The sequence below is a fragment of the Aeromicrobium tamlense genome (genome assembly GCF_013408555.1).
GTDB lineage: Bacteria > Actinomycetota > Actinomycetes > Propionibacteriales > Nocardioidaceae > Aeromicrobium > Aeromicrobium tamlense.
In genome coordinates, this window is the sequence record NZ_JACBZN010000001.1 from 3101221 (window position 1) to 3117243 (window position 16023).

The 16023-nt window shown below is 70.6% G+C and carries 17 protein-coding genes; 8 read left to right on the forward strand and 9 right to left on the reverse strand.

Annotation, left to right across the window (positions count from 1 at the left end; all coding sequences use genetic code 11):
• Nucleotides 1-11: 11 nt before the first annotated feature.
• Together BJ975_RS15150 and BJ975_RS15155 are read right to left on the reverse strand one after the other, a co-directional pair.
• Nucleotides 12-869 (reverse strand): oxygenase MpaB family protein, encoded by an 858-nt coding sequence (locus tag BJ975_RS15150; protein WP_179427418.1) that lies wholly within the window; start codon nucleotides 867-869, stop codon nucleotides 12-14.
• 148 nt (nucleotides 870-1017) lie between these two features.
• A complete protein-coding gene (locus BJ975_RS15155) occupies nucleotides 1018-1500 on the reverse strand; it encodes a universal stress protein (RefSeq protein ID WP_179427420.1) in 483 nt (160 codons plus the stop codon).
• 113 nt (nucleotides 1501-1613) lie between these two features.
• On the opposite strand from BJ975_RS15155, the gene BJ975_RS15160 reads away from it, so the two are divergent.
• Nucleotides 1614-2765 carry a GAF domain-containing sensor histidine kinase gene (locus BJ975_RS15160; RefSeq protein WP_179427422.1) on the forward strand — a complete coding sequence of 384 codons (1152 nt, stop codon included), beginning with the start codon at nucleotides 1614-1616 and terminating at the stop codon, nucleotides 2763-2765.
• A gap of 9 nt (nucleotides 2766-2774) precedes the next feature.
• Complete coding sequence (locus tag BJ975_RS15165) at nucleotides 2775-3398, forward strand: response regulator transcription factor (protein ID WP_317628250.1); 624 nt, start codon at nucleotides 2775-2777, stop codon at nucleotides 3396-3398.
• A gap of 27 nt (nucleotides 3399-3425) precedes the next feature.
• Here the strand turns inward: BJ975_RS15165 and BJ975_RS16870 are convergent, their stop codons facing one another.
• From BJ975_RS16870 to BJ975_RS15180, 3 genes are all read right to left on the reverse strand, one after another.
• The gene (locus tag BJ975_RS16870) at nucleotides 3426-6104 is read right to left on the reverse strand and encodes an ABC transporter ATP-binding protein/permease (RefSeq protein ID WP_179427424.1); all 2679 of its coding nucleotides are present in this window, start codon (nucleotides 6102-6104) and stop codon (nucleotides 3426-3428) included.
• A complete protein-coding gene (locus BJ975_RS15175) occupies nucleotides 6104-7186 on the reverse strand; it encodes an ABC transporter permease (protein WP_269304390.1) in 1083 nt (360 codons plus the stop codon). Before BJ975_RS15175 ends, BJ975_RS16870 begins: the two co-directional genes overlap by 1 nt.
• Nucleotides 7187-7260: 74 nt before the next feature.
• Nucleotides 7261-8835, reverse strand: a complete 1575-nt coding sequence (locus tag BJ975_RS15180; RefSeq protein WP_179427426.1) for an ABC transporter substrate-binding protein — start codon at nucleotides 8833-8835, stop codon at nucleotides 7261-7263.
• Between the two features lie 165 nt (nucleotides 8836-9000).
• Between BJ975_RS15180 and glyA the strand changes: the two genes are divergently transcribed.
• Genes glyA through BJ975_RS15195 form a run of 3 tightly spaced genes read left to right on the forward strand, consistent with a single transcriptional unit; the run spans nucleotide 9001 to nucleotide 11363 of the window.
• Nucleotides 9001-10278: a serine hydroxymethyltransferase gene (glyA, locus tag BJ975_RS15185; RefSeq protein WP_179427428.1), complete on the forward strand. Its 1278-nt coding sequence runs from the start codon at nucleotides 9001-9003 to the stop codon at nucleotides 10276-10278.
• Nucleotides 10275-11012, forward strand: a complete 738-nt coding sequence (locus BJ975_RS15190) for an SURF1 family protein (RefSeq protein WP_179427430.1) — start codon at nucleotides 10275-10277, stop codon at nucleotides 11010-11012. Before glyA ends, BJ975_RS15190 begins: the two co-directional genes overlap by 4 nt.
• Before the next feature lie 9 nt (nucleotides 11013-11021).
• Nucleotides 11022-11363 carry a DUF3817 domain-containing protein gene (locus BJ975_RS15195; RefSeq protein ID WP_179427432.1) on the forward strand — a complete coding sequence of 114 codons (342 nt, stop codon included), beginning with the start codon at nucleotides 11022-11024 and terminating at the stop codon, nucleotides 11361-11363.
• A 1-nt stretch (nucleotide 11364) separates the two neighbouring features.
• Here BJ975_RS15195 and BJ975_RS15200 read toward each other — a convergent pair whose 3' ends face one another.
• Together BJ975_RS15200 and BJ975_RS15205 are read right to left on the reverse strand one after the other, a co-directional pair.
• The gene (locus BJ975_RS15200) at nucleotides 11365-11568 is read right to left on the reverse strand and encodes a helix-turn-helix transcriptional regulator (RefSeq protein ID WP_179427434.1); all 204 of its coding nucleotides are present in this window, start codon (nucleotides 11566-11568) and stop codon (nucleotides 11365-11367) included.
• Nucleotides 11568-12029, reverse strand: coding sequence for a hypothetical protein (locus BJ975_RS15205; protein ID WP_179427436.1), 462 nt, complete (start codon nucleotides 12027-12029; stop codon nucleotides 11568-11570). Before BJ975_RS15205 ends, BJ975_RS15200 begins: the two co-directional genes overlap by 1 nt.
• Before the next feature lie 225 nt (nucleotides 12030-12254).
• Here BJ975_RS15205 and BJ975_RS15210 point away from each other — a divergent pair, with 225 nt between their 5' ends.
• Nucleotides 12255-13232: a type IV toxin-antitoxin system AbiEi family antitoxin domain-containing protein gene (locus tag BJ975_RS15210; protein ID WP_179427438.1), complete on the forward strand. Its 978-nt coding sequence runs from the start codon at nucleotides 12255-12257 to the stop codon at nucleotides 13230-13232.
• An 84-nt stretch (nucleotides 13233-13316) separates the two neighbouring features.
• Here BJ975_RS15210 and BJ975_RS15215 read toward each other — a convergent pair whose 3' ends face one another.
• On the reverse strand, nucleotides 13317-14090 hold the full coding sequence (locus BJ975_RS15215; RefSeq protein WP_179427440.1) for an enoyl-CoA hydratase/isomerase family protein: 774 nt from the start codon (nucleotides 14088-14090) through the stop codon (nucleotides 13317-13319).
• Nucleotides 14091-14263: 173 nt separating this feature from the next.
• Here BJ975_RS15215 and BJ975_RS15220 point away from each other — a divergent pair, with 173 nt between their 5' ends.
• Both BJ975_RS15220 and BJ975_RS17180 read left to right on the forward strand, forming a co-directional pair.
• Nucleotides 14264-14794: a peptidylprolyl isomerase gene (locus BJ975_RS15220; RefSeq protein WP_269304375.1), complete on the forward strand. Its 531-nt coding sequence runs from the start codon at nucleotides 14264-14266 to the stop codon at nucleotides 14792-14794.
• The gene (locus tag BJ975_RS17180) at nucleotides 14791-15663 is read left to right on the forward strand and encodes a rhomboid family intramembrane serine protease (RefSeq protein ID WP_218845966.1); all 873 of its coding nucleotides are present in this window, start codon (nucleotides 14791-14793) and stop codon (nucleotides 15661-15663) included. Before BJ975_RS15220 ends, BJ975_RS17180 begins: the two co-directional genes overlap by 4 nt.
• A gap of 66 nt (nucleotides 15664-15729) precedes the next feature.
• Here BJ975_RS17180 and BJ975_RS17030 read toward each other — a convergent pair whose 3' ends face one another.
• Nucleotides 15730-15978 carry a cell division protein CrgA gene (locus BJ975_RS17030; protein ID WP_269304371.1) on the reverse strand — a complete coding sequence of 83 codons (249 nt, stop codon included), beginning with the start codon at nucleotides 15976-15978 and terminating at the stop codon, nucleotides 15730-15732.
• Nucleotides 15979-16023: the final 45 nt, after the last annotated feature.

The window sequence follows — 16023 nt, forward strand, 5'->3', positions numbered from 1 at the left end:
CGGTCCGATCCTCATGTCGTGGAACGCGCGGGCGGGGCCATCGCCCAGCCGATCGCGCGGGTGACGGCGACGCCGCCGGCACGCACCGCGGTCGCCTCGGTCACCGGCAGCCACGGGAGTCCCAGGGGCCGCCGGGCGAAGCGCGGCAGCAGTCCCACCGCGGCCGCGGCGAGCATCCCGTACGGGGCGCGAACCGTCCACGGAACGGGCGGGTGGATCAGCATGAAGCGGGCGGCCGCGCGGGCGGCGGGCGTGCTCTCGAGCTCGGGTCGGTAGGCCCGGAGCGTCTCACGCAGCTGCTCGACGTCCTCGGGCACGTCGGTGGCGCCGAGCAGGCGTGCGGTGACCGCGGCCTGGGCCACGTAGCGGTCGCGCTCGGCCGGGGTCAGCGGCATGGAGCCGTAGCGGTCGTGCGCCCGCAGGAAGGAGTCGATCTCGGCGACGTGCACCCAGCGCAGCAGGTGCGGGTCGGACGCGGCGTAGGGCCGGCCGTCGGGCGCGGTGCCGGTGACGCGCTCGTGGATGCCCCGCACGGCGGCGATCGTGCGGTCGGCGTGCTCGATCGTGCCGAAGGTGGTCATCGCGATGAAGCCGCTCGTGCGCTGGAGCCGTCCCCACGGGTCGCCGCGGAAGCCCGAGTGCTGGTCGACGCCGGCCATTGCGAGGGGGTGCAGCGACTGGAGCAGCAGTGCGCGGATCCCACCGACGAACATCGAGGCGTCACCGTGGACGCGCCACACGGGGTCGCCCGGCGCGAACCGCCGGGGGCCGGGCGTGCCGTGGATGCGGTCGCGACGGCCCTCGCCCTCGGGTCCGGCCACGCGGGCGAAGATCGCCGCACCAGCCTGGCCACGGACGCGCTCGATCATGACGCCAACGTAGCCCCGGCGGCGTGGGGTCGCCGCCGGGACTGCGGGTGGGAGGGCCTCCGGGGATCGAGGCCTCCGGGTCGGCCGGCGCCCGAGAAGAGGAGCGCGGGCCGGGAGGGCGGCCGGTGGTGCGGCCGGCCGCCGTGACTCAGTGCTCGACGAGCTCGTCTGCCGACTCCACGTCGACGGTCTCCGCCGTGGAGGTGGTCGGCACGGCGACGACGACGCACTGCGCGTGGGTGAGGCAGTAGTGGCTCACCGAGCCGAACAGGACCCGGCTGATGCCGGTGTGCACGCGGGTCCCGACGACGAGCATGGCCGCGTCGCGGGAGGCGTCGACGAGGGTCGGCCCGGGGGCACCCTGCACGACGTCGATGCGGCGGGGACGGCCCTGCGCGTCCTCCGCGCCGATCGTGTCGGCCACCCAGCGGGCGGCGTTCGACCGGGCATCGGTCTCGTAGGCCAGCCACGGCACCTCGGCGCCGGCCATCGCAACGGCCGCGTCGATCTGCCAGACGTGCACGATCTTGAGGTCGGCGCCGCGCAGCTCCGCCTCACGGGCGGCCCAGCTCAGGGCGGCCGTTCCGGCGGGGGTCTCGTCGACACCGACGACGATGGTGTTGGTGCTCATGGACTCGTTCCTTTCTGACACCTCCATCGTGCCGCGCGCGCCGGCGCCGGGGCAGGGCCGAAGGTCACGAGTTCTCGGGACCTCGGGCCCGTCGGCCTCGGTACGGTGAGCGCGTGGACGAACAGGACCGGAAGCGCTGGGAGCACATCGTCGAGGCGGCCGTCGCGGTCACGTCCGACCTCGATCTCGACAGCCTGCTGGCCCGCATCATCGAGCTGGCCCGCGACCTGACGGGCGCCCGCTACGGCGCCCTCGGTGTCCTCGGGAGCGACCCGGAGGAGGGCCTCGTCGAGTTCCTGACGCAGGGCATCGACGACGAGACAGCCGCCGAGATCGGCGCCCTGCCGCGCGGCGCCGGAGTGCTCGGGGTGGTCCTGCGCGACGGCGTGCCGCTGCGGCTCGACGACGTCGCCTCGCACCCGGACTCGGTCGGCTTCCCGCCCCACCACCCGCCGATGGGCGCCTTCCTCGGCGTCCCGATCCGGATCGACGGCCGCGTGTTCGGCGACCTCTACCTGACCGAGAAGGCGGGCGGCTTCAGCGAGGACGACGAGCGGCTGGTCACCGGCCTGGCCGCCGTCGCGGGCACCGCCATCGCGAACGCGCGACTGTTCGACGAGCTCGCCGGCACGCGTGCCGAGCTGGCGCGGATGGCCGTGGTGGAGGACCGCAACCGCATTGCGCGCGACCTGCACGACCTCGTCATCGGGCGCCTGTTCGCGGTGGGCCTGTCGCTCGACCGGATCGCCCGTCACGTGGACGAGCCCTGGGCCGGCCGGGCCTCGCAGGCCGTGGACGACGTCGACCGCGCCATCGCCGACCTGCGCGGCGCGATCTTCGCCCTCGGCTCGGACGCCGCCACCGACGAGGCGCGGCTGGTCCGGCTGCTCAAGGCCACCGCGGCGCCGCTGGGCTTCGCGCCGTCGATCGACATCGAGGGCGACCTCGGCCTGCTCGACATCGGCCGGCGCAGTGACGTGCACGCCGTGATGAACGAGGCGCTGGCCAACGTCATCAGGCACGCGAGCGCGACCTCGGTGCGGCTGCACCTCGTCGTCGCGCCCGAGGGCGTCGTCGCGACGATCACCGACGACGGCATCGGGATGGGAGACCAGCAGCCCGCGAGCGGTCTGGCCAACCTGCGAGAGCGCGCCGAGCGGTCGGGCGGATCCCTGCTGATCGAGCCAGGTCCGGGCGGTCGCGGCACGCGGGTGACGTGGCGGGTCCCGCTCGAGAGCACCGAGCCCGCAGTCGACCTTCCGTAGGCTGACCCCGTGAGCGAACCCATCCGCGTCTTCCTGCTGGACGACCACGAGGTCGTGCGGCGCGGCGTCGGCGACCTGCTCGAGGACTCGGGCGCCATCACGGTGGTCGGTCAGGCCGGCACCGTCGGCGAGGCCGCCACGCAGATCGAGAGCCTCCAGCCCGACGTCGCCGTCCTCGACGCGCGCCTGCCCGACGGCTCGGGCATCGAGCTGTGCCGCCGCGTGCGGATCATGGCGCCGCGCACCTCGGTGCTGATCCTGACCTCGTACGAGGACGACGAGGCGCTCTTCGACGCGATCATGGCGGGCGCCTCGGGATTCCTGCTCAAGCAGGTGCGCGGCAACGACCTGGTCGACGCGGTGCAGCGGGTCGCCGCCGGACAGTCGCTGCTCGACCCCGCCATGACCCGCGCGGTGCTCGACCGGCTGCGCCGCCAGGACGAGCCCGACCCGCTCGCCGAGCTCACCGCGCAGGAGCGCAAGGTCTTCGACGAGCTGCGCCTCGGCCGCTCCAACCGCGAGATCGCCGAGACCCTCTTCCTCTCGGAGAAGACGGTGAAGAACTACGTCTCCACCGTCCTGTCCAAGCTCGGCCTCGAGCGCCGCGCCCAGGTCGCCGCCTGGGATCGCTGAGACGGAAGACCCCTCTCGGTCCGGTCGTCAGGCCCCGGTGAGGAGGTCGCCGCGCTCGGCGCGACGACGGCGCTGCTCCACCGGGTCAGGCACGGGCACGGCCGCGATGAGGCTGCGCGTGTAGTCCTCGGTCGGCCGGCGCAGCACCTGGTCGCGGGGGCCGAGCTCCACCAGTCGCCCGCGCTGCATGACCGCCACCCGGTTCGCGAGCCGGTCCACCACGGCGAGATCGTGCGTGATGAACAGGCACGCGAACTGCAGGCGCTGCTGCAGGTCGAGGAACAGCTCCAGCACGCGCGCCTGCACCGAGACGTCGAGCGCCGAGGTCGGCTCGTCCGCGATGAGCAGATCGGGCTCGAGCGCCAGGGCGCGGGCCAGGCTGATGCGCTGGCGCTGACCACCCGAGAGCTCGTGCGGGTAGCGCTCGGCGAAGTCGCGCGGCAGCTCCACCGAGTCGAGCAGGCCCTGGACCTTCTCCCTCACCTGCGCATCGGAGAGGTCGGTGTGCACCCGCAGCGGCTCGGCGATGCAGTCGAGGATCGACATCCGCGGGTTCAGCGACGAGGCCGGGTCCTGGAACACGAACCCGAACCGCTTGCGGAACGGCCGCAGCTCGGCGTCGCTCAGCCCCGAGATCTGCTCGCCGCCCACGCGCACGATGCCCGAAGTCGGCTGCTGCAGGCCCACGGCGGTGCGGCCCAGCGTGGACTTGCCCGATCCGGACTCGCCCACGAGACCGAGCACCTCTCCGCGGTGCACCTGCAGGCTCACGTGGTCGACGGCGCGGAAGGTGGGCTCGCCCCAGCCGCCCGGGAACTCCACCACGATGTCCTCGAGGTCGAGCACGACGGGCGCGTTCTCCAGCGGCGCCGGGCCCGTCTCGCCCTCGACGACCTTCGGCCGGCCGAGGTGAGGGACCGACTCCAGCAGCGCCCGCGTGTACGGGTGCTCCGGCGCGGAGAACAGCCGGTCGACCGGTGCCTGCTCGACGATCTTGCCGCGGTACATGACCACGACGCGGTCGGCGATGTCGGCGACGACGCCCATGTTGTGCGTGATCAGCACGATCGCGGTGCCCAGCCGGTTCCGCAGGTCGAGCAGCAGCTCGAGGATCGCGGCCTGCACCGTCACGTCGAGGGCCGTGGTGGGCTCGTCGGCGACGATCACGTCGGGCTCGCAGGCGATCGCGATCGCGATGACCACGCGCTGCTTCTGCCCGCCGGACAGTTGGTGCGGGTAGTAGTCGACGCGCCGCTCGGGGTCGGGGAGGCCGACCAGCTCGAGCAGCTCGATCGCACGCTTCTTCGCCTCCGACTTGCTGGTCTCGCGGTGGGCGCGGATCGCCTCGATGATCTGCCAGCCCACGGTGCGCACGGGGTCGAGCGCGGTCGAGGGCTCCTGGAACACCATGGAGATCTCGTCGCCGCGGATCGGCCGCAGCGCCTGCGGGCTCATGCCGATGAGCTCGCGCTCGCCGTCGCCACCCGTGCGCAGGACCGCCGAGCCATCGACCTTGGCCGTGCCGGGCAGCAGACCCATGACGGCACGCGAGGTGACCGACTTGCCCGAGCCGGACTCGCCGACCACGGCGACGACCTCGCCCGGCTCGACGTCGAAGCCGACGCCGTCCACCGCGACCACGCGTCCCGCGTCCGTGCCGAAGCTGATCCGGAGGTCGGACAGCGACAGGACCGCCGTCCGGTGGGGCGGCTCCGCGCCGGCGGAGGTCCCGGCCAGGTCGTCGCCCAGCTCGGGCGCGGCCGAGACGTCCTCGGCCAGCTCGACCTCGAGCTCGCCCTCGGCCTTGTCGGCGGCGCGCGTGCGCAGCAGCGGGTTGGTGATGTCGTTGAGGCTCTCGCCGAGCAGCGTCACGCCGAGGACGACCAGCACGATCGCCAGGCCCGGGTAGAGGCCCGTCCACCAGATGTCGTTGGTCGCGTCGGGCATCGCCTTGTTGAGGTCGTAGCCCCACTCGGCCGCGGCCGACGGCTCGATGCCGAAGCCCAGGAAGCCCAGGGCCGCGAGGGTCAGGATGGCCTCCGACGCGTTCAGGGTGGCGATGACCGGCAGCGTCTGCGCGACGTTGGACAGGATGTGGCGGAACAGGACCCGCGGGGTGCGCACGCCCACGACCTTCGCGGCGTCGACGTACGGCTCGGTCTTCACCGAGACGGTCGCGTTGCGGATCACGCGGTAGTACTGCGGGATGAAGATGACGGTGATCGAGATCGCCGCCGACGCGATGCCGCCGAGCGCGCCGCTCGAGCCGCCCGAGACCACGATCGACACGACGATCGCCAGCAGCAGCGACGGGAACGAGTACAGCGCGTCCATGATCAGCACGAGCGTCTTGTCGAGCCAGCCGCCCAGGTAGCCCGAGACGAGGCCGAGCGGCACGCCGATCACGCTCGAGACGATCACGGCCAGGACGATGACCTCCATCGCCGTGCGGGCGCCGTAGACCACGCGCGACAGCACGTCGGCGCCGCCGACGGTGGTGCCGAACAGGTGGTCGGCGCTCGGTGGCTGCTGCGTGCCGAACAGGACGCCGTCGTCGCCGCGCACCTGGTTGAAGTCGTAGGGCGCGATCCACGGCGCGAAGATCGCGAGCACGAGGAAGAACAGGATCAGCCCGACGCCGAGCAGCAGCATGAACCGCTGCAGGCCGTGGGACTGCTGGATGACGGAGCGACCGGGGTAGCGCATCAGAACCTCACTCGGGGGTCGACGAGCGCCACGATGGCGTCGATGAGGAAGCTCGCGATGCACACGATGAACGCGATCGCGGTGACGATGCCCTGCACCGCGAGGAAGTCGCGCCGGATCAGGTACTGCGCCAGCTCGTAGCCGATGCCCTTCCACTCGAACGTGGTCTCGGTCAGCACCGCGCCACCCAGCAGGATCGCGATCTGCATGCCCATCACCGTCACGACGGGGACGAGCGCGTTGCGGAAGGCGTGCTTGCGCTCGACCTGCCGCTCCGAGACACCGCGCGCGCGGGCCGCGGTGACGTAGTCCGCGCGCAGCGTCTGCAGCAGGTTCACCCGCACGAGGCGCAGGAAGATGCCGCCGGTGAGCAGGCCCAGGGCGATCGCCGGCAGCACGGCGTGCTGCAGGACGTCCCAGATGTACTCGGGCTCGCCCCACAGGATGGCGTCGATGATCATGATGTTCGTCTGCGGCTCGACCTTGGCGAGCGTCAGCTCGGTGGCCGTCGAGGCCCGGCCCGAGGTGGGCCAGCCGAACGGCGCGACGGCGAGCTTGAGCAGCAGGCCGACGAAGAAGACGGGCGCGGCGTAGGCGACGATCGCGAAGAGCCGCAGCAGCACGTCGGGCCCGCGGTCGCGGTGCCGCGCGGCGATGCGACCCAGCGGGATGCCGACGCTGAACGCCACGAGCAGCGCCCAGAACGTGAGCTCCAGGGTGGCCGCGCCGTTGACGATGAGGATGTCGGTGACCTCGCGGTTGTCCGTGAGGGTCGTGCCGAAGTCGCCGCGCAGGATGTTGCCGAGGTACTCGACGTACTGCACGAGGATCGGCCGGTCGAGGCCCGCCTCGGCCTTGCGCTCGGCGATCTGCTCGGGAGTGAGCCGGCCGCCCTGCGCCGCGGTGATCGGGTCGCCGATCACGCGCATCAGGAAGAACACGACGGTGACGAGCACCCACAGCATGGGGACGATGAGCGCCAGCCGGATCAACAGGTACCGCGCGAGCGGGCTGAGGCCGCCGCGGCGACCGGGGGGTTCGGCCGACGGTGTGTCGGCGGCGACGAGGACGTCTGTGGTCACGCTGCACTCCTCCTACGTGGAAGCGGGGCCCCGGCACGCGCTGGGCGTGCCGGGACCCCGGTTCCGGGTGTCCGTTACTTCGACAGTGCCGTGAACCGGAACTTGAACGACGGGTCGAGCGTGTCGCTCACGCCCTTCACGTCCTTGCCGGCGACGGCCACCTGGGCGCCCGTGAGCAGCGGCAGGATCGGGACCTGGTCGGCCACCATCTCCTGCGCCTTCGCGAGCGTCGCGTCACGCGAGGCCTCGTCGGCGTCCACGCGCTCGGCGTCGAGCAGCTTGGTCATCGCGTCGTCCTCGTAGTGCGACTGGAGGAAGTTGTTCGGCGCGAAGAACGGCGTCAGGTAGTTGTCGGGATCCGGGAAGTCCGGGAACCAGCCCAGCTGGAACGCCGGGTAGGCGTCCTTCACGCGCTCCTCGGAGTAGGTGTTCCACTCCGTCGACTGCAGGTTGACCGTGAACAGTCCGCCTTCCTCCAGCTGGCGCTTGACCGCCTGGTACTCCTGGTCGGAGCTGCCGCCGTAGTGGTCGGGGTTCCACTGGAGGTTGAGCTCGACGGGCGTCGAGACGCCGGCGTCGTCGAGGGTCTTCTTCGCGGCGGCCTGGTCGGGCGCGTCGCCGTACTTGTCCTTGAACGCCTCGGTGGCGCCCTTCTGGCCCTCGGGGACGGCCGAGTAGGCCGGCGTGTAGGTGCCCTTGTAGACCTCCGAGGCGATCTCCTCGCGGTTCACGAGGTAGGCCGCGGCCTGGCGGACGGCCTGCTTCTGGGCGTCGTCGTCGCCGGGCATCGTCTTGAGGTTGAACACGATGTAGCGGAGCTCGCCGCCGGGTCCGGTGTGGACCGTGACGTCGTCGGACTTCTTGAGGCTGTCGATGTCGGTCGGCGTCAGCGAGCGGTACGCGACGTCGATGTCGCCCTTCTCCACGTCGAGCTTGAGGTTGTTCGAGTCGGCGTAGTAGCGCATCGTCACGTCGGACTTGGCCTCGCCGTACGTGCCGTCGTAGTCCGGGTTGACCGTGAACTCGGCCAGCTCGTTCTTCTTGTACTCGCCGATCGTGTACGGACCGGAGAATGCGTTGGCCTCGACCGCGGCGTCGTCGTCCAGCAGGCCGTCGGCGGGGTACGTGTCCTCGTCGACGATCGGGCCGGCCGAGGTCACGAGCACCTGGGCGAAGGTCTGGTCGTTGGGTGCCTTGAGGGTGAACGCGACGGTCTTGTCGTCACGCGCCTCCACCGACTCCATCGCGCCGAGCAGCGAGGCCGGGCCGTTGGGGTCGTTGATGTCCACGATCCGCTTGAACGAGAAGGCCACGTCGGACGCGGTCAGCTCGTTGCCGTTGGCGAACTTGAGTCCGTCCTTCATGGTGCACACGTAGACCGTCGGCTTCTCGAAGTCGCACTTCTCGGCCGCGTCGGGGGTCAGCTCGGTGCTGCCCGCGGGGAAGTTGAGCAGGTACTGGTAGACCTGCGTCTGCACCGCCATGGAGCCGTTGTCGTACGAGCCGGCCGGATCGATCGAGACCACCTTGTCGGTCGTGCCCACGATCAGGGCCGCATCGCTGTCGTCGTCGTTCTGTCCCGCTCCGCAGGCCGCCAGCACGGAGCCGGCCAGTGCCGCGGTCGCCAGGACGGTGACGCGTCGCCGCATCGAGTTCATCTGTGTTCCTCCCCGGAGTTGTGTCCACCATCCGGACACTCGCTGCGACGCTACTCCCGTCGCGGAGTCGGGGCCATCCGCAGGACGGTTGCGTTTTGGTTACGCTCCCGGGGGCGCGCGGATCTGGGCTCGCGGCGCGGGCGATATCCTCGGACCATGAGCCACGACCAGCATCTCGCCGATTTCGATCCCGACATCGCCGCGCTCCTCGACGCCGAGCTGGTCCGCCAGCAGACGACGCTCGAGATGATCGCTTCGGAGAACTTCGCTCCCGTCGCCGCCCTCGAGGCGCAGGGCAGCGTGCTCACGAACAAGTACGCCGAGGGCTACCCCGGCAAGCGCTACTACGGCGGCTGCGAGTTCGTCGACCAGGTCGAGCAGCTGGCCATCGACCGGCTCAAGCAGCTCTTCGACGCGGACTACGCCAACGTGCAGCCCCACTCGGGCGCCTCGGCCAACGCCGCCGCCCTGCACGCCATCGCCACCGCGGGCGACACGATCCTGGGCCTCGACCTGGCCAACGGCGGTCACCTCACGCACGGCATGAAGCTGAACTTCTCCGGGCGCCTCTACAACCCGATCCCCTACCACGTGATCCCCGAGACCGGCCTGGTCGACATGGACGAGGTGCGCGCGCTCGCGATCGAGCACCGCCCCCGCGTGATCATCGCCGGCTGGTCGGCGTACCCCCGTCAGCTCGACTTCGCCGCGTTCCGCGCGATCGCCGACGAGGTCGACGCGATCCTGTGGGTCGACATGGCGCACTTCGCCGGCCTCGTGGCCACGGGCCTGCACCCCAGCCCGCTGCCCCACGCGCACATCGTCACCACCACCACGCACAAGACCCTCGGCGGCCCGCGTGGCGGCGCGATCCTCACGAACGACGAGACGATCGCCAAGAAGATGCGCTCGGCCGTGTTCCCCGGCCAGCAGGGCGGCCCGCTCGAGCACGTCATCGCCGCGAAGGCCGTGGCCTTCAAGATGGCGCTGCAGCCCGAGTTCGCCGAGCGTCAGCAGCGCACGATCGAGGGTGCGCGCATCCTCGCCGAGCGTCTGCTCGCCGACGACGCGGTGGCCGCGGGCATCCAGGTCCTCAGCGGCGGCACCGACGTGCACCTCGTGCTCGTCGACCTGCGCAACTCCGAGCTCGACGGCCAGCAGGCCGAGGACCGCCTCCACGAGGTCGGCATCACGGTCAACCGCAACGCGGTCCCGAACGACCCGCGTCCCCCGATGGTGACCTCGGGCCTGCGCATCGGCACGCCGGCCCTGGCCACGCGTGGCTTCGGCGCCGACGAGTTCCGCGAGGTCGCCGAGATCATCGCCGCGGCGCTCCAGCCGGGCGAGGTCGACATCGAGGGTCTGCGCAAGCGCACCCACGTGCTCGCCGAGCGCTTCCCGCTCTACCCCGGCCTCAAGCCGTTCACGTCGTGAACGACCGGCCGGGGGTGGGTGCGTGGTTCCGCCCGGCCGTCCTCGGCCTGCACCTGTTCGCCATCGCGGCGATCGGGTTCTGCCTGTTCATGGGCACGTGGCAGCTCGGTGCGTACGACCAGCGGCAGGAGGACGAGCGCGCCGAGCAGGGTGAGACCGCCGCGGCGGTCCCCCTCGAGTCGGTGTGGGCACCCGGAGACGTCTTCACCACCGACCAGGACCAGCGCCCGGTCACGGTGACCGGCACGTTCCGTCCCGCGGCCGAGCAGCTCTGGGTCACCGACCGTGAACAGGGCGGTGCCACCGGCGTGTGGCTGCTGGCGCCCGTCACGGTGGGAGACGCCCAGCTGATGGTCGTGCGCGGCTGGGCTCCCGAGGCCCCCGCGACGTTCCCCGACGTCCCGGTCGGCGAGGTCTCGTTCGAGGCCGTGCTGCAGCCGGGCGAGGAGTCCGCCTCCGGCTGGGACCCCGCCGCGCGCACGATCGGATCGGTCCGCATCCCCACGCTGCTCAATGAGCTCGGCTACGCGGACCTGTGGTCGGGCTTCGCGATCTCCACCGACCCGGCCGTGGCCGGCGGCCTCGACGTGGCCGAGGTCCCGGAGGCCGACGTGTCGTGGACCGCCGGCGGCCGCAACCTCGGATACGGCCTGCAATGGTGGGTCTTCGCGGCCTTCGCGCTGTTCATGTGGTGGCGCATGGCGCGTGAGATGGTGCTTGGCCGAGATCGATAGGCTGGGGCGGTGAACGACCGACTTCTGCGCGCCTACCAGGTCATGGCGACCATCGTGGGACTCAACCTCCTCATCGTGATGGCCGGCTTCATCGGCAAGATCGCCACCGACGAGGGCTCGTGGTGGAACCGCCACCAGGACACCTTCCTGGTGATCGACCAGCTGCACGGCTTCCTCTTCATGGTGCTGATCGTCCTGGTCGCCCGCCTGACCCTGCGCGAGAAGTGGTCGTGGGGCTACATGCTCAGCGTCATCGTCCTGGCGTGCATCCCGCTCGTGTCGTTCTGGTCCGAGCGCCGCACGACCCACCGCGTGCACGCCTCCCGGGCCTCCGCGCCCGCCACCGCCTGAGTCAGTCCTCGGCCGGGTCGGGCTCGAACAGGTCCTCGATCCGACAGTCGAACGCCGCCGCGAGCCGGAACGCCAGCGGCAGCGACGGGTCGTAGCGACCCTTCTCGATCGAGATCACGGTCTGCCGCGACACGCCCAGCTCGTCGGCGAGCCGGCGCTGCGACCAGCCGCGCTCCTCGCGGAGCCGCGGGACGTGGTTGCGCATCAGCCGTCCCGACGCTTCAGCCACAGCATCCGCACGACGACGTCGCCCATCGCGAACGCCGTCAGCGCGATCAGTCCGATCCGCAGCGACACGTCGAGGTCGACGATGACCCCGGCGACGAGCGTGAGCCCGAGGACCAGCAGCAGGTCGGTGAACGCGCCGCTCTGCGCGCGCTGGAGCCACTGGGCCTCGATCGTGTCGTCGGGCCGGTCCACCGCGTCGCGCAGGCTCGTCCGGTCGACGAGGACGACCCACGTCAGCGCGAAGATCCACGGCAGCGCGACGACCGCGAAGACGACGATCTCCTCGCGCCGGGTCCCGTCGAGCGCCGCCAGCGCCCACGCCGCGACCCCGCCCGACACCACCAGTGCGACGGCCACGCAGACCCCGAGCAGCACCCCCGGCCCCCCACCGAACCGCGCCCGCCCCCAGTACCCCCGCGTCTCCACCTGTTCGCTCATGCCCCCACCGTAGGGTCAAGGTCGCTTGACAGTCAAGCACCCTTGACGTCGGGTGAATGACGGTTTCCCCGGTTAAGCGGGGAAACCGTCACTTAGCGAGGTTCGCAAACCTCACTAAGTGACAGGAAACCTCGCGAAGTCGGGGCTCGTGGACGACGTGCCGCGTTGTCCACAGGGTCCGAAGTCAGGACCGTTCTCGTGGCTGGGATCCGCGAGAGTTCACGAATGGAGCCCTTCTTCGAGACCTTGGCCGATCGCCGAGGTGGTTACATCCTGCGTCCCGATCTGCTCGACCTGGGCGTGTCCGACCGCCAGATCAAGGACGCGCTCCGGCAGGAGCTCATCGTGCGAATTCGCCCGGGGACGTACGCGCCGCGCGGACACGCCGACCTCTCGCCGGAGGAGAGGCACCGGCTGCTGGCCTTCGCGGTGCAGGACAAGCTGCCCTCGGGAGTCGTGCTCAGCCACCAGTCCGCCTCGGTGATCCACAGCGGCGTCTCGTACGGCCTCGACCTGAGCCAGGTCCATGTGACGCGTCTGGGTCGGACGACCGCCCGTGCCGAGGCGAAGGTGACCCATCACGGGGGAACCCTGCCGGACGAGGACATCGTCGAGGTCGACGGGCACCTCCTCGTGGTCCCTGGGCGCGCCGCGCTCGAGACGGCGGTGGTCGCCGGCACGGAGGCCGGCCTCATCCAGACGTCCCTCGCGCTACGGCATGGTGTGACGCCGGAAGAGCTGCACGAGCGCCTCGGCGCGATGGCGCGATGGCCCGGCGTCGCCAAAGTTCGTCTGTCCGTCATCTGGGCCACCCCGGAGTGCGAGACCGTTGGGGAGCTCCGCTCCCTCTACATGTTTCGTATGGGCGGTGTCCCCGTTCCCCGGATGCAGGTGGAGTACTTCGACGCGAACGGAGTCTCGCTCGGTCGGGTGGACTTCGACTGGGAGGACTTCTGGCACTGCGGCGAGTTCGACGGCCTACTCAAGTACGGCCGTCTGAACCCGTACGGCGGCGGCAACCTCGGTCAGGTGATCGTCGACGAGAAGCGCCGCGAGGACCGCATTCGCGAGACGGGCCGTGGGATGAGCCGGTGGGTGTGGTCCGACCTGCACTCGCCTCGGGCTACCTGCCAGCGGATCCTGGCAGCCCTCGAGCAGTCGCGTCGCCTTCACGGCCGTCGCTCGCCCACCGTCCTCGCCTGACTTCACGAGGTTTCCTGTCACTTCACGAGGTTCGCGAACCTCCGTCAGTGGCAGTTTCCCCGCTTAACCGGGGAAACTGTCACGTCACCGCCCGACGAACGTGGCGTTCCCGGGGCCGTCGGCGAGGAAGGAGGCCATGCCGTGCTGGAGGTCCTCGGTGTCGAAGAGCTCGGCGGCGATCTCGGTGGTGCGGGCGATGGAGCCCGGGACGCCGGAGGCCTCGAACTCGCGCAGGATCTGCTTCGCGGCGCCGAACGCGCGGGTCGGGCCGGAGGCCAGGTCGGCGGCGAAGGCCGCGACGCCGGCGTCGAGCTCGTCGGGAGCGAAGACCCGGTTGACCACGTTCCAGCGCTCGAGCGTGGCGGCGTCGAACGGCGCGCCCGTGAACACGAACTCCTTGGCGCGCGCGACACCCGCGCGGCCGGCGAGCCGCTGCGTTCCGCCCATGGTCGGCGTCAGCCCGATGACCCGCTCGACGAGGCCGAACTTCGCCTTCTCCGAGGCCAGCAGCACGTCGCACGCCAGCGCGACCTCGAACGCCCACGTCAGCGTCAGGCCGTGCGCGACGAAGATCGTGGGAACGTCCAGCGCCGCGAACCGCTCGGGCAGCTCGATCATCCGGTCGTAGAGCTCGCGCGTGGCGGCCTTGGTGGTGCGGGCGTGGAACTGCGCCACGTCGACGCCGCCGGACACGAGCTTGCCCCCGGCGCGCACCACCAGCACGCGGGGCGGCTCGGCCTCCACGCGATCCAGGGCCGCGTCGAACTCATCGTGGAACTCCAGCGAGTACAGGTTCACGGGCGGGGCGGAGAAGGTGAGCGTTGTCACACCACCCTCGGAGTGCAGGTTGACGGTCACCGATCGATCCTCGGATCGTAGGAGCCGCCGCGCTCGGCGGTGGCCTTGCGGACGACCACGACGGCCGCCGCGGCAGCGATCAGGAGCAACACCAGTCTCGACATGCCCCCACGCTAGCGGGAGACGTTCGGCGTCTCGTGCAAGGATGGAACCAACCCCTGAAAGGACGTGAAGTGCCCACCATCGCCACGCTCCACACCAACCGTGGAGACATCAAGATCGAGCTGTTCGACCACCAGGCACCCAAGACGGTGGCGAACTTCGTCGGCTTGGCCGAGGGCACCAAGGAATGGGTCGATCCCGCCACCGGCTCGGTGTCGACGAAGCCCTTCTACGACGGCCTCACGTTCCACCGGGTGATCTCCAACTTCATGCTGCAGGGCGGCGACCCGCTCGGCGACGGCCGCGGTGGCCCGGGCTACGAGTTCGACGACGAGTTCCACCCCGAGCTCCAGTTCGACCGTCCCTACCTGCTCGCCATGGCCAACGCGGGCACCAAGCCCAACGGCGCCGGCACGAACGGCTCGCAGTTCTTCATCACGGTCGCGAAGACCGACTGGCTCAACCGGAAGCACTCGATCTTCGGTGAGGTCAAGGACGCCGACAGCCGCGCTGTCGTCGACGCGATCGCCGCGGTCGAGACCGATCGCTTCGATCGTCCGACCCAGCCCGTCGTGATCGAGTCCGTCACCATCGAGAAGTGACCGACCAGAACGCCGGCCAGACCTGCTACCGCCATCCGGGTCGGCCTGCGTTCATCCAGTGCCAGCGCTGCTCGCGCTACATCTGTCCTGAGGACATGCGCGAGGCCAGCGTCGGCTTCCAGTGCCCCGAGTGCGTGAAGCAGGGGCAGGCGTCGGTGCGTCAGCCGCGCACGCTGGCCGGAGGCGCGATCTCCACCAACGCCGGCGCGGTCACGATGGTGATCATCGCTCTCAACGTCGCGGCCCAGCTGATCGTCATGGTCACCGGCGGCACGAGCGGCCGCTTCTTCCAGGACGGCGCGATGCTGGGCCTGGGCGTCTACGACGGCGAGGTCCACGGCGTCGCCCACGGCGAGTACTGGCGTCTCGTGACCGCGGCCTTCCTGCACGGCGGACTGCTGCACCTCGCGTTCAACATGTACGCGCTGTACCTGTTCGGCCCGTTCGTCGAGCAGACCCTCGGGCGCGTCCGGTTCATTCTCACGTACCTGACGCTCGCCGTGGGCTCGTCGGTGCTGGTCTACCTGCTCACCGACTTCCGCACCCTGACGATCGGCGCCTCCGGTGCCGTCTTCGGCCTGTTCGGACTGGCGCTGGTCTTCCTCGTGCGCACGCGCCAGAACATCACCGGCATGCTCGTCCTGCTGGCGATCAACGGCCTGATCAGCCTGCAGTCGGGCATCAGCTGGCAGGGCCACCTCGGCGGCTTCCTCACCGGCCTCGTGCTCGGCCTGGTGTTCGCCTATGCGCCGCGTGAGCGCCGCACGCTCGTGCAGGTCGCGACGTTCGTGGTGCTCTGGGCGGCCTTCGTCGCCGCCGTGTTCTGGCGCACGAGCGACCTCGCCGGGCGCTTCATGATCCTCAGCTGAAGCACCCGCGTCCACACCTTGTCCACAGCTGTGTGCACAGCCTGTGGGGAATCACAGGGGTGTGATTCACTCCCACTTCATCGCGAAGCCGAACGCGGCGAGGATGAAGCCCATGCCGATCATGAGGTTCCAGCCACCGAGGTCGCTGTACCAGGGGATCGTCACGTCGGTGTTGGAGATCGTGTAGAAGACGACGATCCAGGCCAGGCCGATGACCGCGCACGCGACCATCAGGGGAGCCGCCCAGCGGTTGCCGATGCGCACCGGCTTGGGGCCGTTGTCGTCGACGGACTTGCGCTTGAACCTGTTGAACACGAGCATCTCCCGGTCGGGCGGCTGGGACGGCCGCTGTGTGTCGTA